A 24680-nucleotide genomic window follows, 5' to 3' on the forward strand; every position below is an offset into this window, starting at 1 on the left:
CATAGTAGGCCCGCACAACAAAAACTAGCAGTGGTAATTAAATGGCCGACTGGGGTGGCACCGGATGAATCTGGAACTGAGCGAGGAGCAGGAAGCCGTACGGCGGCTCGCCGAGGACTTCGTCGCACGCGAGGTCGCCCCGCACGCCGTCGCGTGGGACCGCGCCGAGGAGGCCGACCGGGCGATCGTCAAGAAGCTCGGCGCCGTCGGCTTCCTCGGGCTCACCATCCCGGAGGAGTACGGCGGTTCGGGCGGCGACCACCTCGCGTACTGCCTCGTCACCGAGGAACTCGGCCGCGGCGACTCCTCCGTGCGCGGCATCGTCTCCGTCTCCCTCGGCCTGGTCGCCAAGACCCTCGCCGCCTGGGGCACCGAGGAGCAGAAGCGGGCGTGGCTGCCCCGGCTCGCCTCCGGCGAGGCGCTCGGCTGCTTCGGCCTCACCGAGCCGGGCACCGGCTCCGACGCCGGAAACCTCACCACCCGCGCGGTCCGCGACGGCGACGACTACGTCGTGAACGGCACCAAGATGTTCATCACCAACGGCACCTGGGCCGATGTCGTCCTGCTGTTCGCCCGCACCAATGACACCCCGGGTCACAAGGGCGTCTCCGCCTTCCTCGTCCCCACGGACACCCCCGGCCTCACCCGCCGCCCGATCCACGGCAAGCTCGGCCTGCGCGGCCAGGCCACCGCCGAGCTGGTCCTGGAGGACGTCCGCGTCCCGGCCGCCGCCCTGCTCGGCCCCGAGGGCAAGGGCTTCACCGTCGCCATGTCCGCCCTCGCCAAGGGCCGCATGTCGGTCGCGGCCGGCTGCGTCGGCATCGCCCAGGCCGCGCTCGACGCCGCCGTGCGCTACGCGGGGGAGCGCGAGCAGTTCGGAAAGCCCATCGCCTCGTACCAGCTCGTGCAGGAGCTGATCACCGACATCGCCGTGGACGTCGACGCCGCCCGGCTCCTCACGTGGCGGGTCGCCGATCTGATCGACCGGGGCCAGGACTTCGCCACCGCAGCCTCCAAGGCGAAGCTGTACGCCTCCGAGGCGGCCGTCCGCGCGGCGAACAACGCCCTCCAGGTCTTCGGCGGCTACGGCTACATCGACGAGTACCCGGTCGGCAAGCTGCTCCGCGACGCGCGCGTCATGACCCTGTACGAGGGCACCAGTCAGATCCAGAAGCTCATCATCGGGCGGGCGTTGACGGGCGTCTCGGCGTTCTGACGGGGGTCTCGGCGCGCCGGCGACTGAGTACCTCGCCGGCCGCGCTGAGTACCCGGACGGATGTGGCACCGGACACATCCGTCCGATGCTGTCGGGCATGAGCGACACACCGGTCAAGCAGCAGAACACCGCCGCCTACTACATGCAGGCCGTCATCTCCTTCGCGGTCGCCGGCGCGGCCGTGACCATCGGCATCTACCAGCTGGAGGCCAGCGCCTGGGTGCGGGCCTTCCTCGCCGTCGCGGTCCTCTACCTCACGACCTCGGCCTTCACGCTCGCCAAGGTCGTCCGCGACCGCCAGGAGGCCGGCCAGATCGTCAGCCGCGTCGACCAGGCCCGCCTGGAGAAGCTCCTCGCCGAGCACGACCCCTTCCAGAAGCTCTGACCCACCGGGGTCCGGCCTCCGGGCTCCGGTCGCAGAGCTCCGGTCGCCGGCCTCCGGCCGCGGATCTCCCACCGCCGATCTCTAAGCGCTTGCTCACCCTCGTTGTATGGTGTTCGTTCCGACGGGGTCCGAGAGGGAGTGTGCGATGAGCGCGGCGGAGGAGACGCCCGTGGGCGAGGACATGCCCTGGGGCGAGGTCACGCCCGAGGCGGCCCGGCGACTGCTGGTGGCCGCCGTCGAGGCGTTCGCCGAGCGCGGCTACCACGCCACCACCACCCGGGACATCGCGAGCCGCGCCGGCATGAGCCCGGCCGCGCTCTACATCCACTACAAGACCAAGGAAGAGCTGCTCCACCGGATCAGCCGCATCGGCCACGACAAGGCCCTGGAGATCCTCCGGGCCGCGGCCGACGGCGACGGCACGGCCGCCGAGCGGCTCGCCGACGCCGTGCACTCCTTCGTCCGCTGGCACGCCGAGCGCCACACGACCGCGCGGGTCGTCCAGTACGAGCTCGACGCCCTGGGCCCCGAGCACCGCGCCGAGATCGTGGAGCTGCGCAGGCAGTCCGACGGCGCCGTGCGCCGGATCATCGACGAGGGCGTCGCGGCGGGCGAGTTCGTGGTGCCGGACGTGGCCGGCACCACGGTCGCGGTGCTCTCCCTCTGCATCGACGTCTCGCGCTGGTTCAACACCCAGGGCCGCCGGACGCCCGACGAGGTCGGCGCGCTCTACGCCGACCTCGTCCTGAGGATGGTCGGGGTTCAGAAGTAGTAGCGGGAGACCGACTCGGCGAAGCAGACCGGCTTGTCGGAGTCCTCGCGCTCCACGGTCACCGCCGCCGTCACCTGCACGCCGCCGCCCGCCTCCTCGACCTTCGTCAGGACGGCCGTGGCGCGCAGCCGCGAGCCGACCGGTACGGGGGCGGGGAACCGCACCTTCTCGGTGCCGTAGTTGAGGCCCATCTTCATGCCCTCGACGCGCAGGACCTGCGGGACGAACAGGGGCAGCAGCGACAGCGTCAGATAGCCGTGCGCGATCGTCGCGCCGAACGGGCCGTCGGCGGCGCGCTCCGGGTCGACGTGGATCCACTGGTGGTCGCCCGTGGCCTCGGCGAAGAGGTCGATGCGCTTCTGGTCGATCTCCAGCCAGTCGCTGTACCCCAACTGCTCGCCGACCCCCGCGCGCAGCTCCTCGGCGGAGGTGAAGATCCTCGGCTCGGCCATGTTCCTCGTCCCTTCTCGTACGACATACGGCTACGGCATACCGCTACGGCATACCGCTACGACATACCGCGCGGTATCTAAGCGCTTGCTCAGCATGTGGGGTCCGGAGTCCGCTGTCAACGGCCGCTCCCTGCGGACCAGTAGGGTTCGACGGGTGCCGCAGATTCCAGAGAAGATCCACGAGCTCACCGTCGGCCAGCTCTCCGCGCGTAGCGGTGCCGCCGTCTCCGCCCTGCACTTCTACGAGGCGAAGGGGCTCATCAGCAGCCGCCGCACCACGGGCAACCAGCGCCGCTACGGCCGCGACACCCTGCGCAGGGTCGCCTTCGTCCGGGCCGCGCAGCGCGTCGGCATCCCCCTCGCCACGATCCGCGACGCGCTCGCCCGGCTCCCCGAGGAGCGCACCCCCACGAACGAGGACTGGGCACAGCTCTCGGCGGCCTGGCGCACCGAGCTCGACGAGCGCATCAAGCAACTGGGCCGGCTGCGCGACCACCTGACGGACTGCATCGGCTGCGGCTGCCTGTCCCTGGAGAACTGCGTCCTCTCCAACCCCGACGACGTCTTCGGCGAGCGGATGGCGGGCTCCCGCCTGATGCCGCTCAGCCGGCCCGCCGAGGATTCCTAGAGAGCGCCGCCGCGACCAGCTCGGCGTTGGAGCGGGCCCGGGTGCCGTCCGGCAGGAGCAGGGTGTCGGCGAGGCCGATCCGGATGCCGAGCCCGAGGCGGCGGGCGAGACGCAGCACCGGCCACGTACCGCCGTCCACGCCGTGGAGCAGGACCGGCACGCCGGACGGGACGTCGAAGCTCCCGAGCAGGGCCCGGGCCGTGGCCCCGGCCGTCGCCGGATCCGGGTCCGCGACCTCCACGCGGACCCGCAGCACACGGGGCCCCAGGGGCGAGCGCGCGAACCGCGCAGGGCCGTCCGTGCCCGACCGCACCCCGGCCTCGACGCCGACCCCGAGTTCCAGGAGCGCCGTCGCCACCGCCTCCGCGCCCGGCTCGTGCCAGTCGACCGAGGCGTGGTCCGGGAGTTCCGGCAGGTCGGCCCAGGAGCGCACCCGCTCCACCCGGCGCCCGGGGTCGGGCTCGGCGGGCGCGCTCGCCGTCACCCCCACCGGTACGGCGACGGCCGCCCGGACCGCCGTCAGGACCGGGGCGAGCACCCGCGGCGAGAGGGACTCGGAGCCGCAGGGCGTCCGCGGGTGCACGCGCACGTCGCCCGCGCCCGCCGCCACCGCGAGGCCCGCGGCCGCGGCCGTCGACTCCGGCGACATCGGCACCCCGGCGGCGTCCCCGGGCCCCCGTGACCCGTTGAGACACACCTGAAGCGGGAGAGGCGCCCCGGGCGCACCGGCTGCCCTCACGCCGCCGGAGCCAGCGGCCGCCGCACGTCCCCCCGGGCGCGGGCCAGCGCACCCGACGTGAGCACCGCTCGCGGGACGCCCACACCGCAGTCCCCGCAGACCGGACCGAGCCACGGCTCGTACGCGTCCGCCTTCCCCGGCCCCGCCTGCCACCCGATCCGTGGCCCCTCGCACACCGGACACCGCTCGCCCGGGCCGTCCTCCAGAGCGGTGATCAGCCGGCGCAGCACCTCCGGCAGCGGATCCGACGGGTGCACCGCCGGATCACCGCACCGCACGACCCCGTTGCCGCCCCAGACCCGCCGGTGCCAGTCGTCGAGCGCGCCGAGCCCGCGCAGCCCGTCGTGTTTCTCGCGCCGGCGCCGCGCGGCGAACTGCTCCTCGTACGCGAGCCACACGGTCCGCGCCTCCTCCAGCTCGTCGAGAGCGGCCACCAGCCGCCCCGGATCGAGCTCCCGGTCCTCGGGACCGAACCTGTGCCTGCGGCACAGATGGTCCCAGGTCGCCCTGTGCCCGTACGGCGCGAACCGCTCCAGGCACTTGCGCAGCGAGTACCTGCGCAGCGCCGTGTCGCACCTCGGATCGCGCACCTGTCTCGCGAGACTCCGGAATCCGGCCATCTCTCGCCACCTCCGTCGCTGGTCCTACCGCGGTATCAGAGGGACGAACGAGTGGCCCTTCGTGTTCCATCGAAATCCGGATGGCAGCCATCATCGGGGCGGGAGTGATCACCGAAGCGCGGCGGAACCCGAGGGTCCGGCGGGGTTCAGGGCCGGCCCGCGCGGGCCGCCGACACCACCACCCGGGCCAGCTCGGGACGGCGGATGTCGCTGTGCGAGCGGACCACCTCCGCCGCGTCCACGTTCACGCACCCCGAGCCCGGCACGCCGTCGCGCGGCACGTCCGCCACCGTCCGGGCCGCCGTGCCCGGCACCCCCTGGACGCCGTCGTGCCCGATCGCGCCCCAGCGCGGGTCCCGCGAGCCGAGCAGGGCGCCCGGCGGTCCGGTCAGCGACGCGGAGTCGCCCGCGAGCCGGGACGCCAGCGGGTACATCACCCCGAGCGCCGTGTCGTGCCGCGAGTAGCAGGCCACCACCGGACCGCGCACCCGGCGCTGCAGGTCCCGCAGCGCGCCGGACCTGCGGGGGTCGTGCGGCAGCCGGGCGGCGAAGGCGTAGTGCGAGAAGGCCCCCTGGAGCAGGGTCACGGAGGCCACCGGCCGCACTCCCTCCGGAAGGCCGCGGAGCGCGTACGCGACGAGCCGGGCGCCCATGCTGTGCCCCACGAGGTGGACGCGCAGACCGGGGGCCGTCCGCGCGACCTCGCCGAGCAGCGGCCCGAGCCCGGACTCGCCGACATGCCCGGCCCGCCGCTTCATCACGTAGTAGGCGGCCTGCCGCAGCGCCTCCCTGGCCCCCTTCCAGTACCGCTTGAGTCCCTCCCCGAAGTCGGTCTCCGCGCCGGAGCCCCCCAGGGCCTCGGTGAACAGGGCGCACACCTCCACCGGATCGGCGACCAGGAACTCCGGCACGGACTCCGCGACCCCGGCGACGCCCGCCGGGCCCCCAGGCACGTCGGTCAGCTCCCTCAGGAGCGCACCGAACTCGGCGAACGCGGCCTCGTCCGGCGGCGCGAGCGCCAGCAGCTCCGCGAGCCGCCCGAGGACCGGCTTCTCCGGGAGGACCGTCACGAGCGCCCGGTAGTCCGGCACCGGCTCGTCCGTGAACATCATCGAGGGCCAGATCACCCCCGCGTACCCGGCCTCGACCCCGGGCCCGAACAGGCCGGGGAAGGGGGCGAAGAAGTCCGAGCAGAGGCGGGTGGCACCGGACGGGGAGCTGTTCCACCCGTGGGCGAGCAGCACCAGGTCCGTCACCCCCTGCCGGGCCAGCGCCGCGAGGGCCGCGGACTGACCCGCCGGCCCGTCGCCGTCCTTGTCGAAGTTGATCTCCCGGTACGGCTCCACACTCATCCCGGTCACGGCCCGACCGTCCCTCCCCGTCGAGGTGGCCGCCGCGCCGAGGACGCGCGGGTGCGCGGGCAGCGGCTCCATGGCCAGCATGCCCGCGCGGAGACCCGTCCAGACGTGGCGGTGCGGCCCGCCTGTCGCGCCGTGGGATCCGTCAGCGCAGCCGCGCCGCCGAGACCCGGGGGAAGTGGATCAGCAGGTCGTACGAGTCGGGGAGCCGGAAGGGCACGACATCGCCCGGCCAGGGATACGCCGTCCCGACGTGCCGGGCCGGCCGGGGCACGCGGAGCCAGTCGCGCGCCGCCGGGGTCGTCCGGCGCAGGTCCAGGTAGAAGGCGCCGGGGGAGACCCGGTCCAGGGTGGCGGCGTGGCTGTCGGGGCCGAGAGGGCCGACGGTGAAGGCCCGCAGCGGCTCGCCCGGGGCCTCGGTGTCGTGCGCGTTGAACGAGCCCTGCCCGAAGGACGCGCCGACGCTCACGTAGTCCGGGCCGAGGGCGTCCCGCAGGAAGGCGCCCTGGATCCGCGGGTACTGGTCCGGCTTCGGCGTCACGTACCCGACGTGTCCGTTGTGCGCGGAGAGCACGATCCGGTCGCCGGTCTGCCGCTGCCACCACACGGTGTTCTCCGCCATCACGCGGTCCCGGTAGAGCATCGCCTCGGCGACGCCCGCGTCCGTCAGGTCGTGCGAGAACTCGGTGCCGACCTGGGCGATGACCCGCGCGTGCTGGACGGCCCAGACGTGCTCCTCCCGCGCCTCCGGGCCCGTCCCGGGCCGCTGCTTCTCCAGGAGGGCGAGCGCCCGGTTCACGTCGTCGGCCATCCGCCGCCGCTCCGGCAGCGGCTTGACCAGGTACGCCTTCATCCAGGCCTCGACCTCGCCGGAGGGCCGCGACGTCCGGTACAGCTCCCGGAAGCGGGGGAGGAGCGCGGGGCTGGTGCGCGCCACGTACGAGGTGACGGTGTCGAAGAGGTTCGGCCCCGCGTACCCGAGGTCGTTGCCCATGAACCGGACCGGGTGATCGGGGTGCGTCTGGTTGTGCCGCCGCATCCACTGGAACAGGTCGAGGTACTCCTCGGTGTTCCAGAGGCGGTACGACTCCTGGAACTCGTCCCGCATGATCGCCCGGATGTCGCCCCGCCCGGTGCGGACCCACTCGTCGACGAGCAGCCCGGTCGACCAGTTGGCCTCCAGGGCGAAGGTCGTGAATCCCTTCCGCTCCACGAGGTGTTCGAAGATCCGGTGTTTGGTCTCGAAGAACTCCGCCGAGCTGTGGGTGGCCTCGCCGATGCCGACCACCGTGGCCGAGCCGATCATCCGGTCGAGCGGGCGCAGGTCGGTCAGGGAGTGGGCGGAGCGGGCGAGTTCGCGAGCGGGGTCGGGCGCGGGCCGGACGGCCGCACCGGCGGCGGGCGCCAGGGTGCCGAGGCAGGCGGCGACCAGCGCCCCGACGAGGACCGACCTGCCGCGGGTTGACCTGCCGCGGGGTGACCGGCGTCGTAAGGAAAGCTTCCTGAGGTTCATGGGGCAAGCCTGGTCGGCGGGACGCCCCCCGGGACATCCCGCCTGCCCCCGTGCCCACAGGGGGGCCAACCCCCGTCAGCGGTAGAGCAGATGCTCCCGCCGCACCGCCCGGAAGGCCGCCAGGTCCGCCTCCCACGCCCCGACGACCTCGTCGGTGTCCGCGCCCGCGTCGATCAGGGTCCGCACCCGGGTCGAGCCGGTCAGCTTGTCGATCCAGTTGTCCGGGCGCCAGGCGAAGCCGGACCAGGAGCTCCGGGCGGTGACCAGGAGCCCGATCCCGGTCCGTACCGGGTCGAAGGACGCGCGGTCGTGGACGTGCAGCTGCACCCCGCCCACGGTCTTCCCCTGGAACTTGGAGAAGGTCGGGGCGAAGTACGCCTCGCGGAAGCGGACCCCGGGCAGACCGAGGGCGTTCGCCGCCTCCGCCCACCGCCGGTCGACCCCCTCGGCGCCGAGCAGCTCGAAGGGACGGGTCGTGCCCCGGCCCTCGGACAGGTTCGTCCCCTCGAAGAGGCACGTGCCCGAGTAGACGAGTGCGGTGTCGGGCGTCGGCATGTTCGGGCTCGGCGGCACCCACGGCAGACCGGTCGCGTCGAAGAACTCGCCGCGCCGCCACCCCGTCATGCGGACCGTCTCCAGGGCCACGGGCGTGGCCAGGAACTCGGCGTTGAAGAGCAGGGCCAGCTCGGCCACCGTCATGCCGTGCGCCTGTGCGATCGGCTCGCGCCCGACGAAGGTCGCGAAGGCCCGGTCGAGGACGGGCCCGAGCGCCGCCCGCCCGGTCACCGGGTTCGGCCGGTCGAGGACGACGAACCGCTTCCCGGCGAGCGCGGCGGCCACCATGCAGTCGTACAGCGTCCAGATGTACGTGTAGAAGCGCGCGCCGACGTCCTGGATGTCGAAGACGACCGTGTCCACGCCGGAGGCCGTGAAGACGTCCGCCAGCGGCTGACCGCTCTTCAGGTACGTGTCGTAGACGGGCAGCCCGGTCGCCGGGTCGTCGTACCGCCCCTCGGAGCCGCCGGCCTGGGCGGTGCCCCGGAAGCCGTGCTCGGGGCCGAAGACGGCGACCAGGTCGACCCGTTCGTCGGCGTGCATCACGTCGACGACGTGCCGGGCGTCGGCGGTGACGCCGGTCGGGTTGGTGACGACGCCGACCCGTTCGCCGGCCAGCAGCGCGTACCCGTCCGCCGCGAGCCGCTCGAAGCCGGTCCGCACACGGCCGTGATCCTGGCCGGAGGCGGTGGCGGCCGCAGTGGTGGACGCGGTGGCCGCCACCACCCCGACGGCCCCTCCGGCGGCCAGCAGACTCCGACGCGACAGGCCCATGGAACCTCCTCGGGGTGACATGGGCACGCACGCTAGCGCCCCTGACCGCCCCGGGGAACGAGGCGTGCGGAACGGGTCTTCCGTCTCTCCATACCGACCGGTTAGTCTGTCGGGGTCGTCACAGCCGAGAGGTGGGTCCATGAACGCGGTGCACACGGAGAAGGCGGACACGAACGAGCTCCGGGGCGCCCGTGTGGTCGTCACGGGAGCGGGCGGCGGGATCGGTGCCGCACTCGCCCGCCGCTTCGCCGCCGAAGGGGCCCGGGTCGTCGTCAACGACCTCGACCCCGTCCGCACCAAGGCCGTCGCCGAGGAGATCGGCGCCCTCGCCGTCCCCGGCGACGCCTCCGCCGTCGTCGACGAGGCCCGCGAGGCCCTCGGCGGCACCATCGACGTCTGGTGCGCCAACGCCGGACTCTCCTCGCCCGGCGACGCCTTCGCCGACGAGGACGTCTGGGCCGCCGCCTGGGACGTCAACGTCATGGCCCACGTCCGGGCGGCCCGCGCCCTGCTCCCGGAGTGGCTGGAGCGCGGCAGCGGCCGCTTCGTCTCCACCGTCTCCGCCGCCGGACTGCTCACCATGATCGGCGCGGCGCCGTACAGCGTCTCCAAGCACGGCGCGTACGCCTTCGCCGAGTGGCTCTCCCTCACCTACCGCCACCGCGGCCTCAAGGTCCACGCGATCTGCCCGCAGGGCGTCCGTACGGACATGCTGACCGCCGCCGGATCGGCCGGCGACCTGGTCCTCGCCCCCACCGCCATCGAGCCCGAGGACGTCGCCGACGCCCTCCTCGACGCCATCGCGGCCGACCGGTTCCTCGTCCTTCCCCACCCCGAGGTCGCCGGCTACTACCGCAACCGCGCCACCGACCCCGAGCGCTGGCTCGGCACCATGAACCACGTCCAGCGCACCTGGGAGACGGGCGCCCGCTAGCAGGCGCCCCGGCGGATGGGAAGATCTACGGACGGGGACGGTGTTCCCCCGATCATGAACGATCACGAGGGAAGGCGGCGGCGCATGGCCAGGACGACGGACGAGAGCGGGGCACCGGTCCCTCAGAGGCTCCTCGCCGCCGCCACCCGGCTCTTCGCGGAGCAGGGTTACGACCGCACCTCCGTCCAGGAGATCGTCGAGGCCGCCGGGGTCACCAAGGGCGCCCTCTACCACTACTTCGGCTCCAAGGAGGACCTCCTCCAGGAGGTCTACGCCCGGGTCCTGCGCCTCCAGCAGGAGCGGCTCGACGCCTACGCGGACGCCGACGCGCCCGTCGAGGACCGGCTGCGCGGCGCCGCCGCCGACGTCGTCGTCACCACCATCGAGAACCTCGACGACGCGGCCATCTTCTTCCGCTCCATGCACCACCTCAGCCCCGAGAAGAACAAGCAGGTCAGGGGCGAGCGACGGCGCTACCACGAGCGGTTCAGGGCGCTGATCGAGGAAGGCCAGCGGTCCGGCGTGTTCTCCTCGGCGACCCCCGCCGACCTGGTCGTCGACTACCACTTCGGTTCGGTGCACCACCTGTCGACGTGGTACCGCCCGGACGGCCCGCTGACCCCGCAGCAGGTGGCCGACCACCTGGCCGACCTCCTGCTGCGGGCCCTGCGTCCTTAGGGCCTGTCCGGCGGATCAGGGCCGGACAGGCCCTAAGGGCGCTCAGAGGTACTTCTTCAGCTCCCGCCGCGCCAGCGACCGCTGGTGCACCTCGTCCGGGCCGTCCGCGAGCTTCAGCGTCCGCGCCGCCGCCCACAGCTCGGCCAGCGGGAAGTCCTGCGAGACCCCGCCGGCGCCGTGGGCCTGCACCGCCTTGTCGATGATGTCGACGACCGCGCGCGGCGTCGCGATCTTGATGGCCTGGATCTCGGTGTGCGCGCCCCGGTTGCCGACGGTGTCCATCAACCAGGCCGTCTTGAGGACGAGCAGCCGCAGCTGTTCGATCGTCACCCGGGCGTCGGCGATCCAGTTCTGGACGACGCCCTGCTGGGCCAGCGGCTTCCCGAAGGCCGTACGGGTCACCGCACGCCGGCACATGAGCTCCACGGCCCGCTCGGCCATGCCGATGAGCCGCATGCAGTGGTGGATGCGGCCGGGGCCGAGTCGGGCCTGCGCGATGGCGAAGCCGCCGCCCTCCTCGCCGACCAGGTTCGCGGCGGGGACGCGGACGTCGTCGAACAGCACTTCGGCGTGGCCGCCGTGGTAGTGGTCCTCGTATCCGTACACCCGCATGGCGCGCCGCACCTCGACGCCGGGGGCGTCGCGCGGCACGAGGATCATCGACTGCTGGCGGCGCAGGTCTGCCCCGTCGGGGTCGGTCTTGCCCATGACGATGAAGACCTTGCAGTCGGGGTTCATGGCCCCGGAGATGTACCACTTGCGGCCGCTGACGACGTACGCGTCGCCGTCCCGCCGGATCCGGGTCTCGATGTTGGTCGCGTCGGAGGAGGCGACCTCGGGCTCGGTCATCGCGAAGGCCGAGCGGATCTCGCCCGCGAGGAGCGGCTCCAGCCACTGCTTCTTCTGCGCCTCGTCGCCGAACTGGGCGAGCAGCTCCATGTTCCCGGTGTCCGGGGCCGCGCAGTTGAGGGCCGTCGGGGCGAGGTGCGGGCTGCGCCCCGTGATCTCGGCGAGGGGCGCGTACTGGAGGTTGGTGAGCCCGGCCCCGTACTCCGCATCGGGAAGGAAGAGGTTCCAGAGGCCCTGGCGCTTGGCCTCGGCCTTGAGCTCCTCGACGACCGCCGGGGTGTCCCACGGGGAGGCGAGCAGGGCGCGCTGCTCCTCGGCGACGGTCTCGGCCGGGTAGACGTGCTCGTCCATGAAGGCGAGGAGTTTCGCCCGCAGTTCCTCGGTGCGGGCGTCGTACGCGAAGTCCATGGCGGATCAGCCTTCCTGAAGGGTGGTGAGGCCGTGCTCGATGAAGACGGGGACGAGTTCGCCGATGCGGTCGAAGCCGGCGCCGACGGTCTGCCCGAGGGTCCAGCGGTAGTGGATGCCCTCCAGGATCACGGCGAGCTTGAACCAGGCGAACGCCGTGTACCAGGCGAGGGCCGAGGTGTCGCGGCCCGAGCGGGCGGCGTAGCGCTCGACCAGCTCGGCGGCGCTCGGATGACCGGGGGCCGTGGCGGTCGTGGAGATGGGGGAGTCCGGCAGGTCGAGCGGCGTGCTGTACATGACGAGCAGGCCGAGGTCGGTGAGCGGGTCGCCGAGGGTGGACATCTCCCAGTCCAGGACGGCCCGGATGCGGTCGTCCTCGCCGATGAGGACGTTGTCGAGCCGGTAGTCGCCGTGGATCACGGTGGGCGGCGGTGACCCGGGAAGCGAGCGGCCGAGAGCGGCGTGCAGCTCGTCGATCCCCGCGAGGTCCCGGCCGCGCGAGGCGTCGAGCTGCTTGCCCCAGCGGCGCAACTGCCGGTCGAGGAAGCCCTCGGGGCGGCCGAAGTCGGCGAGGCCGACGGCCGCCGGGTCGACGGCGTGCAGGTCGACGAGCGTGTCGACCAGGCCGAGGACGGCGGCGCGGGTGCGCTCGGGGCCGAGCGGCGCGAGCTCCCGGGCGGAGCGGTACGGCGTGCCCTCGACGAACTCCATGACGTAGAAGGGCGCCCCGAGGACGGAGTCGTCCTCGCAGAGCAGCAGCGTCCCGGGGACGGGCACGTCCGTCGTGTGCAGCGCGCTGATGACCCGGTGCTCGCGCCGCATGTCGTGCGCGGTGGCGAGGACGTGCCCGAGCGGCGGCCGCCGGACGACCCAGCGGCCGGTGCCGTCGGTCACGACGTACGTCAGGTTCGACCGGCCGCCCTCGATCAGCCGGGCTTCGAGGGGGCCGGACACCAGACCGGGCCGCTCGCGGTCGAGGAACCGGCGCAGCTGCTCGGGGTCGAGACCTGGTGGCGGGGCGGAACTCATGGTGCGTACCTCCGGATCGGCTTCGGTCGGCGTTCATGATGACCGACCAGTCGGTATGTCGTCCAGAGGGAGACCGGGAAACCCCGTACCGCACTCTGGCTCTCGATCCCATCCCTGAATAGGGTTCACATATGGATGCGAAGATGCTGCTCGTCGACGAAGTCCGGCTGACCCCGATCCTCATCTCCGACCCGCCCCTCCTCAATGTCCAGGGCGTTCACCAGCCCTTCACGCCCCGGCTCGTGGTGGAAGTGATCACCAGGGGCGGGGTGAGCGGCCTCGGGGAGACCTACGGCGACGGCGTGTACCTGGAAATCGCCCGGCCGATCGCCGAGGCCCTGCCGGGTCGTGCGGTCACGGACGTGAACTCGCTCTTCGCTCTGACGGCATCCGCCGATCCGGCCCTCCCGGCGGCCGAGGGAGGCGGCGTGGACGTCGATGCGAGCATCGACGCGGGTGGCCTGCGCGGCGCCAGGACCGCCGACAAGCTCCGCCTCTCCGTTGTCTCCGCCTTCGAGACCGCCTGCCTCGACGCCCTGGGCAAGAGCCTCGGCCTGCCCGTCCACGCCCTGCTGGGCGGCAAGGTCCGCGACACCGTCGAGTACAGCGCCTATCTCTTCTACCGCTGGGCCGCCCACCCGGGCGCCGGTCCCACGGACGACTGGGGCGCCGCCCTCGACCCCGCCGGGATCGTCGCCCAGGCCCGCCGCTTCGACCGGCTCCACGGCTTCCGCTCGTTCAAGCTCAAGGGCGGGGTGTTCGCACCCGAGCGGGAGATCGCCGCGATCCGCGCGCTCGCCGAGGCGTTCCCGGGCCGCCCGCTCCGTCTCGACCCCAACGGCGCCTGGTCGGTGGAGACCTCGCTGGCCGTCGCACGCGAGCTCGGGGACGCCCTGGAGTACCTGGAGGACCCGGCGAGCGGCACCGGCGCCATGGCCGAGATCGCCGCCCGTACGGACGTGCCGCTCGCGACCAACATGTGCGTGACCACCTTCGAGGAGGTCCCGGAGGCCTTCGCGAAGGGGGCGGTACGGATCGTCCTCTGCGACCACCATTACTGGGGCGGGCTCCACCGCACCCGCGAACTGGCCGCGCTCTGCCGCACGTACGGCGTCGGGCTCTCCATGCACTCCAACACCCACCTGGGCATCAGCCTCGCCGCCATGACCCAGGTCGCCGCCACGCTGCCCGGGCTCGACCATGCCTGCGACACCCACTACCCCTGGCAGACCGAGGACGTCGTCACACCCCGGCCCGTCTTCCGCGCGGGCCGGCTCGCGGTCTCCGACGCGCCCGGCCTCGGCATCGAGCTCGACCGGACCGCGCTGGCCACCCTGCACCGCCGCTGGCTCGACGACGACGGCACCCTGCGGGACCGCGACGACGCGGCGGCGATGAGGGTCGCGGACCCGGCCTGGCGCACGCCCCCGGTCCCGCGCTGGTGAGACCGGGTCCCGCGCCGCCGAGGCCCGGGGGAGTCGCGCCGCGTCACGCGTGGCAGGCCACCGGCACCCCGCCGTTCATGGCCGCCATGTCGCCGAAGACCACCGCAGGATCCAGCGGGGACCCCTCCGGCAGGCCGTCCAGCTCCGCGTACGCCCGGTGCAGGTTCGCGACGAGCCGCTCGCTCTCCTGCCACGCGGCGAACTCCCCGAGCTCCGCGCCCCGTGCCGTCTCCAGCGGCGTCATCCCCTTCGCGTACCCCTCGGCGGCCAGCTCCCTCACCCAGAGCAGGTACCGCTCCGTCGTGTCGTACGCCGACGGGTCGGTCACCCGCCCGTGCCCCGGCACCACCGTCGGCGCGTCCAGGGAGCGCAGCAGGTCGAGCGCGCGCAGCGACCCGGCGAGCGATCCCATCGGCAGGAAGGGCGTCCCGCCGTGGAAGACGAGGTCGCCGGTGAAGACGACGCCCTGCTCCGGGAGGTGCACGATCGAGTCGCCGGTCGTGTGCGCGGGACCCGGGTGGATCACCCGCACCTCGATGTCGCCGACGTACAGCGTGATCCGCTCGCGGTACGTGACGGACGGCGGCAGGATGTCGACCTGCCCGAAGTCGGTCTGCGGCCACAGCAGATGGAGCTGGTGTCCGGCGGCGAGCTGCTCGGTCCGGCAGTTCTCGTGGCCGACGATCCGCGCCTCCGGCCGGAACACCCCGTTGCCGTAGGTGTGGTCGCCGTGGTGGTGCGTGGTCACGATGGTCCCGGGCAGCGGCAGTCCCTCCGCGAGGACCGCCTCGCGCAGCAGCCGGGCCCGCCGCTCGGTGGCCGCGGTGTCGACGAGGAGGGACTCGCCCGCGTCGCCGAGGAAGCCGGCGTTGTTCAGGCACCAGCCGCCATCGGGCTGGACGAAGGCGTGGACGTTCGGCGCGAGCGCGACCACGTAGGGATCGGTGGCAGACAAAGGGATTCCCCCGGTTGAGAGCTCAACTGGACAGGGGAAGAGTGCCAGTTGGCCGGGGCCGGGGGAAGTCGGGCCAGGTCGGGGGCGGTGTCAGTGGTCGTCCCAGTGGTTGCCGTGCGGGGCGTGCCGGTGCCCGTCGTGCGCGTAGTCGAGGTGGTCGCCGTGTTCGACGGCGGTGTGTCCGCACTCCGGCCCGTGCGTGTGATCCGGGTGGGTGTGCGCGACGTGCAAGGTCGTGTCGCACTCGTCCCAGTGCCCGGCGTGCTCGCGGTGCAGGTGCCCGTTGTGGGCGTAGTCGACATGGTCCCCGTGCGGGACGGAGGTGTGGCCGCACGCCGGACTGTGGGAGTGCGCGTGGGTGGCGTGTTCGTGGTGGAGGACAGACATGGCGTGGCCTCTGTGGAGGTGGCGGCTGACCCTTCCAGGCTAGTCCCGTACGCCCTATTCCTCCCGATTCGCACGACCTGGCGCCGCGGTGAGCCCCCGGGTCACCAGATCAGCGCGGCCCCGAAGACGGCCAGCGCGATCGTGCACCCCGCCGCGAGCAGCGCGCCCCGGTGGGAGAGCGGGTGCGGCCGGGCGGTGCTCAAGGAGCGGATCCGGCGGTGGGCGACGGCCAGGAAGCCGATCCAGACCAGCGCCGACAGCGCGAGCGCGGCGAGACCGGTCGTCGTGGTGTCCTCCTGGAGGGCCAGCTTGACCGCGAGGACCGCCACGACCGTCCACGACAGGGTCGTGCGCCGCCACGCGAGCCGCGTCCGCTCCGGCTGAAGCCCGGGGTCGCGGACCTCCGGGTCGGGGGCGGCCTCCTCACTGCGGGACTCCGGGTCGGGGGCCGCCCCCTCGCCACGGGACTCCGTCACCGCCCCGTCCAGCCGAAGACCACGACCACCACCATCGCGAGCGCCACCACGGCCACCGCGAGGCTCAGCACCGCGGGGAACCGGGACGCCGGCAGGTCCTCGCCGCGCCGCATCGCCCGCTCGCAGCGCACCCAGTGGTTGACCGCCCGCAGCGCGCACAGCACGCCGGCCGCGAGCAGCGCGAGCGCGAGCCCGACCCGTACGCCCCAGCGAAGGTCCGGCAGGAACTGGTCCACGGCGAAACCGCCGCCGACCAGGGCGAGAGCGGTCCGGATCCAGGCCAGGAAGGTCCGCTCGTTGGCCAGGGAGAAGCGGTAGTCCGGCGTCTCCCCCTCGTCCCGGATCCGCTGCGGCGCGAACCACAGCCGCAGGCTCTGCACAAAATCGCTCACACGTGCACCCTAACGGCCGGGTGTTGCCCCTGCCCGGTGCCCGAGGGCAGTCCCGCAACCCGTACCCGGTACCCCGTACCCCGTACCCGGTTATTCCTTCCCGAGCGCCCGCAGCCGCTCGTACGCGGCCGTGCCGTCGGGCACCCACTCCCAGTCCCCGTCGCCGAGCCGCGCGGTCAGCTCCTCGTCCGTCAGGAAGCCGTGCCAGGCGACCTCCTCCACCTGCGGGTCCACCGGCAGCTCGCAGCGGACCTCGTAGACCGCCGACCACCACTTCCCGGCCACGCCCCCGGAGTCGTACAGGAACTTCAGCACCGGCTCGGGCATCGGCAGCCCGGTGACCCCCAGCTCCTCCTCGGCCTCGCGGAGGGCGGCCTCGTCGTAGGACTCGCCCGCCGCGACGACCCCGCCGACGAACAGGTCGTACTGGGAGGGGAAGAGCATTTTGTCCGGCGTCCTGCGGTGGACGAAGGTCCGGCCCTCGGCGTCCCGGACCCGGACGAAGACGCAGCGATGGATCAGACCCCGCGCGTACACCTCACCGCGCGGGGCCCGGCCGATCACCCGGTCGTGCTCGTCGACGACGTCGTGGATCTCTTCAGCACTCATGACCGCCATCCAAGCAGGACGGCCGCGGTCACTGCCCCATGACGTACTTGACCGTCGGACCGGTGGTCCAGCCGCCGTCCACCGCCAGCTCCGCGCCCGTCACGTACGAGGCGGCCTCCGAGAGCAGGAAGACGACCGCGCCCGCGATCTCGTCGGCCTCGCCGACCCGGCCCATCGGCGTGTTCGGGTACTTGCCCTCACCGCGCTCGATGCCGACCGAGGCCGTCATCGGGGTGTACGTCATGCCCGGGTGGACGGAGTTGACCCGGATCTTCGCCGTGCCGAGCTCCACCGCGCCGATCTTCGTCAGCCCGCGCACGCCCCACTTGGAGGCGCCGTAGCCAGCGGTCAGGGCCAGGCCCATCAGGCCGGCGGCCGAGGAGATGTTGACGATCGAGCCGCCGCCCGCCTCCTTCATCGCGGGGATGGCGGCCTTCATGCCGATGAAGACACCGGTCAGGTTGATGTCGAGGACCCTGCGGAAGTGCTCGACGGACTCCGTCTCCAGGAAGGCGCCGGTGGAGATGCCCGCGTTGTTCACCAGGCCGTGCAGCCCGCCGAACTCCGCCACGGCGTACGCGACGGCCGCCGCCCAGCCCTCCTCGGAGGTCACGTCGTGGTGGAGGAAGCGCGCCCGGTCGCCGAGCGCCTCGGCGGTCGCCTTGCCGTCCTCGTCCAGGACGTCGGTGATGACGACGTTGGCGCCGGCGGCCACGGCCTGCCGGGCGGCCTCGGCGCCCAGGCCGCGGGCGCCGCCGGTGATGAGCACGGTCTTGCCGGTGAGGTCGTTCATGAGGGGGGATCCCTTCGGGGTCTTCGGATACTCGGGTACTGCTTCAGACGCTCCGGGGCTGTGCGGCCCGGAGAAGCGCGGTGGTCGTCTCGACCAGGTCGGCGAGGAAGAGCGCCTCGCCGGTGAGCGGCTCGGTGCCGTCGAGGTACTGCCGGGCCCGGTCAGCCATGGCCGCGCCCACCACGGTCAGCGCCAGGTCGAGGCGCTCCAGGAGCAGGGGCTCGGGCAGCCCGGAGGCGGCGAGCCGGTCCGCCATCCGCTCGATGAGGTGCCAGTAGACGGTGCCGTCGAGCGTGGGGTGCGGGGTACGGGTGCGGACCCCGCTCTCATGGCTGAGCTGCGCGGAGATCCGCAGGCAGCGGCGGCCCCGGTCGGTGCGCAGCTCGCTCGCCTCGGCGGTGACGAGGGCGGCGACGAGCTCCTTGAGGTCGTCGGCGGCCGCGTCGAGCAGCGGCGCGAGCACCTGGCGGGTACGGGCCTGGCGACCGGCCATGACCGCGTCGAGGAGCCCGGCGCGCGAGCCGAAGTGGTACTGCACCGCGGAGGGGTTCGCCTGTCCGGCCAGGGCCACGACGTCCCGCAGCTGCGCGCCGTGGACGCCTTGGGCGGCGAAGAGCTCCTCCGCCGCGCGGATCAGTTTGTCCCGGGTCTCGGGCCCCGACGTTCGTGCCATACGAACATATTAATGCTGGACATTAGAAAACGGGAGGGGCGGGAAGGAGGAGACGGGACCGGTGAAACGGTTGACTCGATACATCCGTGTATCCAAGATGCGATCCATGTCCTACGACGCTGATGTGATCGTGATCGGGGCCGGCCTCGCCGGGCTCGTCGCCACCGCCGAGCTGGTCGAAGCCGGCCGCACCGTGATCCTCCTCGACCAGGAGCCCGAACAGTCCCTCGGCGGCCAGGCCCACTGGTCCTTCGGCGGCCTCTTCCTCGTCGACTCGCCCGAGCAGCGCCGGATGCGCGTCAAGGACAGCCACGCCCTCGCCCTCCAGGACTGGTACGGCACCGCCGGCTTCGACCGGACCGAGGACCGGTGGCCGAGGAAATGGGCCGAGGCGTACGTGGACTTCGCCGCCGGCGAGAAGCGCTCCTGGCTCCACGCGCGCGGGGTGCGGTTCTTCCCCGTCGTCGGCTGGGCCGAGCGCGGCGGCTACGACGCGACCGGCCACGGCAACTCCGTCCCCCGCTTCCACATCACCTGGGGTACGGGCCCGGGCCTCGTCGCCCCCTTCGAGCAGCGGGTCCGCGAGGGCGTCGCCCGCGGCCTCGTCCAGCTCCGCTTCCGCCACCGCGTCACCGCCCTCGGCCGCACCGCCGGAACCGTCGACACCGTCACCGGCGAGATCCTGGAACCCTCCACCGCCGCCCGCGGCACGGCCAGCACCCGCACGTCCACCGGCACCTTCGAGCTCCGCGCCCAGGCCGTGATCGTCACCTCGGGCGGCATCGGCGGCAACCACGACCTGGTGCGCGAACAGTGGCCGGCCCGCCTCGGCACCCCGCCCACCCGCATGCTGTCGGGCGTCCCCGCCCACGTGGACGGCCTCATGCTCGGCATCGCCGAGAAGGCCGGCGCCCACCACATCAACCGCGACCGGATGTGGCACTACACCGAGGGCATCGAGAACTGGAACCCCATCTGGGCCCGGCACGGCATCCGCATCCTGCCCGGACCGTCCTCCCTCTGGCTGGACGCGACCGGCAAGCGACTGCCCGTCCCGCTCTTCCCCGGCTTCGACACCCTCGGCACGCTCGAACACATCATGCGGACCGGCCACGACCACACCTGGTTCGTCCTCGACAAGCGGATCATCGGCAAGGAGTTCGCCCTCTCCGGCTCCGAACAGAACCCCGACCTGACCGGCAAGTCGATCCGCGACGTCATCGGCCGCGCCCGCGCCGACGTCCCCGGACCCGTCCAGGCCTTCATGGACAAGGGCGCCGACTTCGTCGTCGAGAACGACCTCTCCGCCCTCGTCCGCGGCATGAACGCACTCACCGACGAACCGCTCATCGACGAGGACGCCCTCCGCCGCGAGATCACCGCCCGCGACCGCGAGATCGCCAACCCCTTCACCAAGGACCTCCAGGTCACGGCGATCCGCGGCGCCCGCAAGTACCTCGGCGACAAGCTCATCCGCACGGCCGCCCCGCACCGCATCCTCGACCCCAAGGCCGGCCCGCTGATCGCCGTCCGCCTCAACATCCTCACCCGCAAGTCCCTCGGCGGCCTGGAGACGGACCTCTCCTCCCGCGTCCTCACGGAGAGCGGCGAGCCCCTGGAGGGCGTGTACGCGGCGGGCGAGGCCGCCGGCTTCGGCGGCGGCGGAGTCCACGGCTACCGCTCCCTCGAAGGCACGTTCCTCGGCGGCTGCATCTTCTCGGGAAGGGCGGCGGGAAGGGCGGCCGCACAAGCGGTCGGCTGACGACGGGCCCGCCGCCGGGGCAAGATGACAGGGTGACAAAACGCGTACTGCTCACCGCCGTTGGCGCGATCCTGGCCCTGGGAGGCCTGGCGGCCTTCCTCGTCCTCCAGGGCCTGGACGCGGCCGACAAGTGGAGCAGCGTCCTCAGCCTGTTCTTCACGGTGGCGGGCTTCGCCCTGGCCCTCGCGGGCTTCGTCACCCGGGGCTCCGCCCAGACGGCGGACCACGCCGTCACCGGCGGCTCGCTGCACCAGATCCGGAACGTCACGGGTGACGTGGTCATCACGGCAGGCGGCGGTACGAGGAGCGCCCCGGCCGCCACCCCGCCCGCGGAGGGCCAGGGCGGCGGAACGCAGTCCGCCCACGGGGCACGTACGGCGGGGGACGTGCACCAGATCGACGGGGTGGACGGCTCGGTACGCATCGAGCCGCCGGGGCCCACGCCGTGAGGTGGCTCTTCAGGCGCGGGAAGACGTCCGGGCGGGCGACCCAGTCGGCGGCGGGAGCCACGACCCAGGGCCCCATCACCCTGATCCAGGGCGTCCAAGGAGACGTCACGGTCGTCGCCGCACACCAGCCGGCTCCTGCGGGGGCGCCGGAGATCGAGACGGCCCGCGCGCAGTACGCCACCCGCGTACGCCAGCGCTACGGCCGCCTGGACCTCGAAGTCCTCACCCCTCTCCGGGAACAGGGCGAACACCCCGTCGTCCACCTCCACGACGTCTTCGTCCCGCAGTCCGTACGGGCCGATCCGCCGCCCGTCGAGCTGCCCCAGGAACTCCTGCGCCGTCTGATGGACCCGGCCGAGGCGGAGCTCCTGGACCTGCCGCCCGGCATCGACCGGGAGACGGCCGAACGCGTCCGCAGCGCCTACCGGCAGCGCCCGCCGCAGGACGTCCTCGACGTCCTGACCGCCCCCGAACACGGCCGCGTCGTCATCCTCGGCCACCCGGGCGCGGGCAAATCGACCCTGGCCCGCTACCTGACGCTGGCTCTCACGGCGGCGGAACCGCAGCCGGGACTCGAAGCGCTGCATGGCCGCCTTCCTCTGATCGTCGAGCTCAGGGAGTACGCGCAGGCCACGTGGCGCGAGAGAACCTTCGAGGCCTACCTCGCCCACCAGTACGCAACGGAAGGGCTCGGACTCCCGTCAGAGGTACTGACGGCTGTCCTCGAAGGCGAGGGCCTGCACACCTCCCTCGTGATCTTCGACGGTCTCGACGAACTCTTCGAGAAGGACATCAGGGACGCGGTCAGCCGCCGTATCGCGGGCTTCGCCGCCCGCCACCCCCGGACCCGCATCATCGTCACCTCGCGCGCGTACGGCTACCAGCGGGCCGTCCTCGACGGCGCGGGCTTCACGAACTTCATGCTTCAGGACCTGGACCGGGAGCAGATCGGCGCCTTCACGGGCCAGTGGTTCTCCGTGGCCTACCCCGAAGCCCCCGAGCAGGCGCGGAAGCTGATCGAGCGGGTCACCTCAGCGGTGGACGCCTCCACCTCCGTACGCGAACTCGCCGGCAATCCGCTCATCCTCACGATCCTCGCGATCATCGGCCGCCGCCGCGAACTCCCGCGCGACCGGCGCACGGTGTACGAGCACGCCGTCGACGTCCTGGTCGAGCACTGGGACCCGAGCAAGTACCTCAAGGACCGCCAGGTCGAGGAACACCTCCCGTACCTGGCGGCCGAGGACAAACGCGAACTCCTCCGCCTCATCGCCCGCCAGATGCAGGAGGGCCACGGAGGCATCTCCGGCAACCACATCGCGGGCCCGGACCTCATCAAGAGCTTCGAGGAGTACCTCAAGGACCGCTACGCCCTGCCCCCGGACCGCGTGGCGACGGCGGCCCGCGTGATGCTGGACCAGTTCCGCCACCGCAACTTCATCCTCAGCCGCTTCGGCGGCGAGATCTACGGCTTCGTCCACCGCACGTTCCTGGAATACCTCACGGCGATGGACCTGGCCCACCGCTTCAACAACCAGCGGGCCCTGTCGGAGGAGGACCTCCAGAACCTGGTTGCGACGAAGGTCCACGATCCGACCTGGCACGAGATCCTGCTGCTGCTCGTGGGCTCGCTTGACGAACGCTTCGTGGCGGGCGTGATCGACCGGCTCCTGGCACCGCGCGCGCTCGCCGCCCCGATGGGCAGCTTCGACGACACGGCGTTCGTCGAGGTCGCCTTCGTGGCCCGCTGCCTGGGAGAGGTACGCCGGCCGGGCGTGCTCGCACCCCAGAGCATGGCGATGGTGCGGGAGGTGATCAGGCTCTTCGAGGTCGCCACGAAGCTGGGTGTGACCTTCTTCAACCCCTACGGGACCGTGGCGACCCTGGGGCCGGCGCTGCTGACGCTCGGCGATACCTGGGCGGGCCGCGACGAGTTCCTGCGGTGGCACGAGCGATGGAGCCGTGACGAGACGTACGACGGCGGAATCATGTCGGTCAACTCCACCGAGCAGCTCGCCGCGGACATCCTCGCCTCCCTCTGGGCAGCGGAGCAGCCGCCCGCGGCCCTGCGCATCGCGGCATCAGCCGTCACGAGCGGCAGCCTCGTGGTGAGGGTCGCCGCGGCCCGGCTGCTCCTGCGCCACGTGGGTGGTACTCCGGAGGCACTGGACCCCATCGAACGATGCCTGCGAGAGGACGAGAGCCCCGCTGCGCGGTCGGCGATCCTGCGAGCCCTGGGGGGCGACTTCGGCGCGACTCCCGGTCTGTCGAAGCGCCTCGCGCTCGAACGGCTGGGCCGTGACACCGACGCAAAGGTGCGCCTGATGGCGCTGGGTTGCCTGCCGTCCTGCTGGCCCGACGGTGAGGTTCGCTCGGCGCTTGAACAAGCCCTGAACGACACGGAATCCGGCATTCGTGAGGCAGCCCTGTTCCGTCTCATCGTTCATTCCGAGGGCAGCAGGCGTACGGAGCTGATCGAGGCCGGCCTGCGGGACGCCGATCCCCAGATGCGTCTCGGGGTCCTGTCCGCCGTGGAAGAGACCGCTGGCGACGACCCGGACGTCCGCGCACTCGTGCAGGACCGGCTGAGGAACGACGAGGACACCGAGGTCGTCGCTGCGGCGATCGCCACCGTCCGGTCGATGGGTTCCGACGACCCCCGCACCCACGCGCTGCTCCACGACCTCACAGGCCACGAGGCCCCCATCGTCAGGAAGGCCGCGTTGCGCTGCCTCGTGGAGGCCGGGGACGGCAGGGTCCCCGCCCTGCTCTCCGACCGCCTCGCGCACGACGAGAACGAGGCCGTCCGGGAGACGGCACTGAGCCTCTTCGTACAGCACGGGGCGGACGACTCGACGGTGCGGGACGTCCTCCTGGACCGGGTACGGAACGATCCGAGCCATTCCGTCCAGACTCATGCCCTGGGCAGACTCGCGGATTTGAACCTCGACGACGCGCTGGAGCTCGTCAGAGAGCAGGCCCGGCACCATCCCGCAGGGCCCGTCAGGGCCGGGGCTATCCACCACCTGCTGACGAAGCACCCCGACGACGCCGACGCGGTCCGCACCGTCCTCGAAATTGCCGCCGGTGACGAGAGCTCCGACGTACGGCTCACCGCCCTCTACTGGCTCGTCAACCAATACGGCGGTACGCCGGAGGTACGGGACCTTGCCCGGAACCGCCTCGAAGAGGACCCCGACCCGGACGTCCGGGTCGAAGCCCTCCGGTTCCTCGCCGACATCCGCCGCGACGACCCCGAGCTCCTCCCACTCCTCCGAGAGGCCACCGCGGACGACACACCCGCGATCCGCACCCTCGCCGAGCGGCTCCTCGCCGTCCTCGACCCTCAGCCCACCTGAAGCCGCTCCACCACCCGGAACCGCTCCACCACGACCATCGTCCCGTCGTCCACCACGAACCCCGGGTTCCCCAGCCCCTCCCGCATCTCCTCGCTGTGCCAGAAGCGCTCGTGGGCCTCCCGCCACTCCGCGACCGACCGGAACCCCTCGCCCTCGTCGAGGGCGAGCCGCAGGTCCGCCTCGGCCAGGGGCAGGACCTGGACCTCCGTGATCTCGACGACCGCCACCTCGCGCCCGTCCGAGTCGATGAGCGCCGAGCGTTCGCCCGCCTCGGGCAGCTCCTCGTTCTCGACCTCGTACTCCACGAGCAGCCCGGTCGTGGCGGTCTTCTCGCCGGACAGGACGGCGGCGACGAGCTGGTCCCGCAGGGGTCCCGGGAAGGCGAGCAGGAAGGGCTTGAGCGCGTGAGGGCCGGTCATGGCCGACAGTCTGTCAGCCACGACCGGCCCTCGCCGTCGAATTCGCCCGGG

Annotated in this window: 26 protein-coding genes; 10 read left to right on the forward strand and 16 right to left on the reverse strand. The window is 72.5% G+C overall.

The window, feature by feature from the left end; genetic code table 11:
- Positions 1 to 64: 64 nt before the first annotated feature.
- The 3 genes from OG357_RS31425 (at position 65) to OG357_RS31435 (ending at position 2373) form a co-directional block, all read left to right on the forward strand.
- Positions 65 to 1216 (forward strand): acyl-CoA dehydrogenase family protein, encoded by a 1152-nt coding sequence (locus OG357_RS31425; protein ID WP_329624346.1) that lies wholly within the window; start codon positions 65 to 67, stop codon positions 1214 to 1216.
- 97 nt (positions 1217 to 1313) lie between these two features.
- Complete coding sequence (locus OG357_RS31430; protein WP_329624347.1) at positions 1314 to 1601, forward strand: YiaA/YiaB family inner membrane protein; 288 nt, start codon at positions 1314 to 1316, stop codon at positions 1599 to 1601.
- Between the two features lie 145 nt (positions 1602 to 1746).
- A complete protein-coding gene (locus tag OG357_RS31435; RefSeq protein WP_329624348.1) occupies positions 1747 to 2373 on the forward strand; it encodes a TetR/AcrR family transcriptional regulator in 627 nt (208 codons plus the stop codon).
- Here the strand turns inward: OG357_RS31435 and OG357_RS31440 are convergent.
- On the reverse strand, positions 2364 to 2825 hold the full coding sequence (locus tag OG357_RS31440; RefSeq protein ID WP_317593944.1) for a MaoC family dehydratase: 462 nt from the start codon (positions 2823 to 2825) through the stop codon (positions 2364 to 2366). The two genes, OG357_RS31435 and OG357_RS31440, sit on opposite strands and share 10 nt — an antisense overlap.
- Before the next feature lie 154 nt (positions 2826 to 2979).
- Here OG357_RS31440 and soxR point away from each other — a divergent pair, with 154 nt between their 5' ends.
- Complete coding sequence (soxR, locus tag OG357_RS31445) at positions 2980 to 3453, forward strand: redox-sensitive transcriptional activator SoxR (protein WP_329624349.1); 474 nt, start codon at positions 2980 to 2982, stop codon at positions 3451 to 3453.
- Here soxR and OG357_RS31450 read toward each other — a convergent pair.
- The 5 genes from OG357_RS31450 to OG357_RS31470 form a co-directional block, all read right to left on the reverse strand.
- Entirely contained in the window at positions 3428 to 4150 is a 723-nt protein-coding gene (locus OG357_RS31450; RefSeq protein WP_329624350.1) for a 3-keto-5-aminohexanoate cleavage protein, read from the reverse strand. The genes soxR and OG357_RS31450 overlap by 26 nt on opposite strands.
- Positions 4151 to 4188: 38 nt before the next feature.
- Positions 4189 to 4812: a hypothetical protein gene (locus OG357_RS31455; protein WP_329624351.1), complete on the reverse strand. Its 624-nt coding sequence runs from the start codon at positions 4810 to 4812 to the stop codon at positions 4189 to 4191.
- 146 nt (positions 4813 to 4958) lie between these two features.
- On the reverse strand, positions 4959 to 6245 hold the full coding sequence (locus OG357_RS31460) for a serine-threonine protein kinase (protein WP_443066833.1): 1287 nt from the start codon (positions 6243 to 6245) through the stop codon (positions 4959 to 4961).
- A 70-nt stretch (positions 6246 to 6315) separates the two neighbouring features.
- Positions 6316 to 7683: an erythromycin esterase family protein gene (locus tag OG357_RS31465; RefSeq protein WP_329624352.1), complete on the reverse strand. Its 1368-nt coding sequence runs from the start codon at positions 7681 to 7683 to the stop codon at positions 6316 to 6318.
- A 75-nt stretch (positions 7684 to 7758) separates the two neighbouring features.
- Entirely contained in the window at positions 7759 to 9012 is a 1254-nt protein-coding gene (locus OG357_RS31470; protein WP_329624353.1) for an exo-beta-N-acetylmuramidase NamZ family protein, read from the reverse strand.
- A gap of 139 nt (positions 9013 to 9151) precedes the next feature.
- Between OG357_RS31470 and OG357_RS31475 the strand changes: the two genes are divergently transcribed.
- Positions 9152 to 9946: an SDR family oxidoreductase gene (locus OG357_RS31475; RefSeq protein ID WP_329624354.1), complete on the forward strand. Its 795-nt coding sequence runs from the start codon at positions 9152 to 9154 to the stop codon at positions 9944 to 9946.
- A gap of 84 nt (positions 9947 to 10030) precedes the next feature.
- Positions 10031 to 10624, forward strand: coding sequence for a TetR/AcrR family transcriptional regulator (locus OG357_RS31480; protein ID WP_317593938.1), 594 nt, complete (start codon positions 10031 to 10033; stop codon positions 10622 to 10624).
- Between the two features lie 42 nt (positions 10625 to 10666).
- On the opposite strand, the gene OG357_RS31485 is transcribed toward OG357_RS31480, so the two are convergent.
- Positions 10667 to 11881, reverse strand: a complete 1215-nt coding sequence (locus OG357_RS31485) for an acyl-CoA dehydrogenase family protein (protein WP_329624355.1) — start codon at positions 11879 to 11881, stop codon at positions 10667 to 10669.
- A 6-nt stretch (positions 11882 to 11887) separates the two neighbouring features.
- Positions 11888 to 12910, reverse strand: coding sequence for a phosphotransferase (locus OG357_RS31490; RefSeq protein WP_329624356.1), 1023 nt, complete (start codon positions 12908 to 12910; stop codon positions 11888 to 11890).
- Positions 12911 to 13041: 131 nt separating this feature from the next.
- On the opposite strand from OG357_RS31490, the gene OG357_RS31495 reads away from it, so the two are divergent.
- Positions 13042 to 14355, forward strand: coding sequence for an enolase C-terminal domain-like protein (locus OG357_RS31495; RefSeq protein ID WP_329624357.1), 1314 nt, complete (start codon positions 13042 to 13044; stop codon positions 14353 to 14355).
- 43 nt (positions 14356 to 14398) lie between these two features.
- On the opposite strand, the gene OG357_RS31500 is transcribed toward OG357_RS31495, so the two are convergent.
- The 7 genes from OG357_RS31500 to OG357_RS31530 form a co-directional block, all read right to left on the reverse strand.
- On the reverse strand, positions 14399 to 15310 hold the full coding sequence (locus tag OG357_RS31500) for an MBL fold metallo-hydrolase (protein ID WP_329624358.1): 912 nt from the start codon (positions 15308 to 15310) through the stop codon (positions 14399 to 14401).
- Between the two features lie 90 nt (positions 15311 to 15400).
- The gene (locus tag OG357_RS31505) at positions 15401 to 15697 is read right to left on the reverse strand and encodes a hypothetical protein (RefSeq protein ID WP_329624359.1); all 297 of its coding nucleotides are present in this window, start codon (positions 15695 to 15697) and stop codon (positions 15401 to 15403) included.
- A gap of 101 nt (positions 15698 to 15798) precedes the next feature.
- Positions 15799 to 16173, reverse strand: a complete 375-nt coding sequence (locus OG357_RS31510) for a DUF202 domain-containing protein (RefSeq protein WP_329624360.1) — start codon at positions 16171 to 16173, stop codon at positions 15799 to 15801.
- The gene (locus OG357_RS31515) at positions 16170 to 16565 is read right to left on the reverse strand and encodes a YidH family protein (RefSeq protein WP_024761968.1); all 396 of its coding nucleotides are present in this window, start codon (positions 16563 to 16565) and stop codon (positions 16170 to 16172) included. The genes OG357_RS31510 and OG357_RS31515 overlap by 4 nt, the downstream gene beginning before the upstream one ends.
- 90 nt (positions 16566 to 16655) lie before the next feature.
- Entirely contained in the window at positions 16656 to 17174 is a 519-nt protein-coding gene (locus tag OG357_RS31520) for an NUDIX domain-containing protein (protein ID WP_329624361.1), read from the reverse strand.
- Between the two features lie 28 nt (positions 17175 to 17202).
- Positions 17203 to 17967, reverse strand: coding sequence for a glucose 1-dehydrogenase (locus OG357_RS31525; RefSeq protein ID WP_329624362.1), 765 nt, complete (start codon positions 17965 to 17967; stop codon positions 17203 to 17205).
- Between the two features lie 43 nt (positions 17968 to 18010).
- On the reverse strand, positions 18011 to 18640 hold the full coding sequence (locus OG357_RS31530) for a TetR/AcrR family transcriptional regulator (protein WP_329624363.1): 630 nt from the start codon (positions 18638 to 18640) through the stop codon (positions 18011 to 18013).
- A 106-nt stretch (positions 18641 to 18746) separates the two neighbouring features.
- Here OG357_RS31530 and OG357_RS31535 point away from each other — a divergent pair, with 106 nt between their 5' ends.
- The 3 genes from OG357_RS31535 to OG357_RS31545 are packed head-to-tail and all read left to right on the forward strand — an operon-like array spanning position 18747 to position 24210.
- On the forward strand, positions 18747 to 20402 hold the full coding sequence (locus OG357_RS31535) for an FAD-binding dehydrogenase (RefSeq protein WP_329624364.1): 1656 nt from the start codon (positions 18747 to 18749) through the stop codon (positions 20400 to 20402).
- 32 nt (positions 20403 to 20434) lie between these two features.
- Complete coding sequence (locus OG357_RS31540; protein WP_329624365.1) at positions 20435 to 20851, forward strand: hypothetical protein; 417 nt, start codon at positions 20435 to 20437, stop codon at positions 20849 to 20851.
- Positions 20848 to 24210, forward strand: coding sequence for a HEAT repeat domain-containing protein (locus OG357_RS31545; protein WP_329624366.1), 3363 nt, complete (start codon positions 20848 to 20850; stop codon positions 24208 to 24210). Before OG357_RS31540 ends, OG357_RS31545 begins: the two co-directional genes overlap by 4 nt.
- Here OG357_RS31545 and OG357_RS31550 read toward each other — a convergent pair.
- Entirely contained in the window at positions 24198 to 24629 is a 432-nt protein-coding gene (locus OG357_RS31550; RefSeq protein WP_329624367.1) for an ASCH domain-containing protein, read from the reverse strand. The genes OG357_RS31545 and OG357_RS31550 overlap by 13 nt on opposite strands.
- Positions 24630 to 24680 lie beyond the last annotated feature (51 nt).

Source organism: Streptomyces sp. NBC_01255, assembly GCF_036226445.1.
GTDB lineage: Bacteria > Actinomycetota > Actinomycetes > Streptomycetales > Streptomycetaceae > Streptomyces.

Bases quoted from the DNA above. Each gene is read 5' to 3' on its own strand.
- OG357_RS31490 (WP_329624356.1), bottom strand. From the start codon at position 12,910: ATGAGTTCCGCCCCGCCACCAGGTCTCGACCCCGAGCAGCTGCGCCGG.
- OG357_RS31550 (WP_329624367.1), bottom strand. From the start codon at position 24,629: ATGACCGGCCCTCACGCGCTCAAGCCCTTCCTGCTCGCCTTCCCGGGA.
- OG357_RS31435 (WP_329624348.1), top strand. From the start codon at position 1,747: ATGAGCGCGGCGGAGGAGACGCCCGTGGGCGAGGACATGCCCTGGGGC.
- OG357_RS31485 (WP_329624355.1), bottom strand. From the start codon at position 11,881: ATGGACTTCGCGTACGACGCCCGCACCGAGGAACTGCGGGCGAAACTC.
- OG357_RS31460 (WP_443066833.1), bottom strand. From the start codon at position 6,245: ATGGAGCCGCTGCCCGCGCACCCGCGCGTCCTCGGCGCGGCGGCCACC.
- OG357_RS31475 (WP_329624354.1), top strand. From the start codon at position 9,152: ATGAACGCGGTGCACACGGAGAAGGCGGACACGAACGAGCTCCGGGGC.
- OG357_RS31480 (WP_317593938.1), top strand. From the start codon at position 10,031: ATGGCCAGGACGACGGACGAGAGCGGGGCACCGGTCCCTCAGAGGCTC.
- OG357_RS31465 (WP_329624352.1), bottom strand. From the start codon at position 7,683: ATGAACCTCAGGAAGCTTTCCTTACGACGCCGGTCACCCCGCGGCAGG.
- OG357_RS31505 (WP_329624359.1), bottom strand. From the start codon at position 15,697: ATGTCTGTCCTCCACCACGAACACGCCACCCACGCGCACTCCCACAGT.
- OG357_RS31530 (WP_329624363.1), bottom strand. From the start codon at position 18,640: ATGGCACGAACGTCGGGGCCCGAGACCCGGGACAAACTGATCCGCGCG.
- OG357_RS31525 (WP_329624362.1), bottom strand. From the start codon at position 17,967: ATGAACGACCTCACCGGCAAGACCGTGCTCATCACCGGCGGCGCCCGC.
- OG357_RS31425 (WP_329624346.1), top strand. From the start codon at position 65: ATGAATCTGGAACTGAGCGAGGAGCAGGAAGCCGTACGGCGGCTCGCC.
- OG357_RS31535 (WP_329624364.1), top strand. From the start codon at position 18,747: ATGTCCTACGACGCTGATGTGATCGTGATCGGGGCCGGCCTCGCCGGG.
- OG357_RS31470 (WP_329624353.1), bottom strand. From the start codon at position 9,012: ATGGGCCTGTCGCGTCGGAGTCTGCTGGCCGCCGGAGGGGCCGTCGGG.
- OG357_RS31440 (WP_317593944.1), bottom strand. From the start codon at position 2,825: ATGGCCGAGCCGAGGATCTTCACCTCCGCCGAGGAGCTGCGCGCGGGG.
- OG357_RS31455 (WP_329624351.1), bottom strand. From the start codon at position 4,812: ATGGCCGGATTCCGGAGTCTCGCGAGACAGGTGCGCGATCCGAGGTGC.
- OG357_RS31430 (WP_329624347.1), top strand. From the start codon at position 1,314: ATGAGCGACACACCGGTCAAGCAGCAGAACACCGCCGCCTACTACATG.
- OG357_RS31520 (WP_329624361.1), bottom strand. From the start codon at position 17,174: ATGAGTGCTGAAGAGATCCACGACGTCGTCGACGAGCACGACCGGGTG.
- OG357_RS31495 (WP_329624357.1), top strand. From the start codon at position 13,042: ATGGATGCGAAGATGCTGCTCGTCGACGAAGTCCGGCTGACCCCGATC.